1 pseudogene is annotated in these 478 nt (G+C 35.6%); it reads right to left on the minus strand.

What is annotated here, in order from left to right:
- A pseudogene (locus BWI92_RS26425) lies at window positions 1-213 on the minus strand (hypothetical protein); the annotation flags it as partial.
- Between the last annotated feature and the right edge of the window lie 265 nt (window positions 214-478).

Below are 478 nucleotides of genomic sequence, written 5' to 3' on the forward strand. Positions count from 1 at the left end.
TAAACTAAAAGCGATACCTACTGTAAAAGACAAGACCATCCCAAAAGAACATACAATCATCGTAATCATTCGATTGGTTAAGGGCAACGAGGGCATATACAAAATCACATGACCTCCCAAACAAACTAATAGTCCATTACTCAATTGACCTAAATACAAACCCGAAAACAAAGCTATACTAGCACAAAAGCCGCAATCAGTGGCATGTGCCATGGTCGCTCAGAATGTTTTAGTTCAACCAAGCTTTTGAGCTCAGTCTGCAAAAGGTCTTTGAAGGAAGTTTGCATGATGATATTTGTTGGTCTTTTGAGAATTGTTTTACAAAAGAACATAATTCTTAAAAAGCTTAGTTTATGGATTATCAAAAAAATCAATCTTTCAATATTTTAGTCTTTGATTATTTCTGCTACCACCAAATAAGACTTCTGAGCACCACGAATGAGTTGAACGCCTTACATCACCTCTTAAGTATATACCT

Origin of the sequence: Flectobacillus sp. BAB-3569, from assembly GCF_002270355.1 — a bacterium.
In the GTDB taxonomy this organism is placed as follows: Bacteria; Bacteroidota; Bacteroidia; order Cytophagales; family Spirosomataceae; genus Flectobacillus; species Flectobacillus roseus.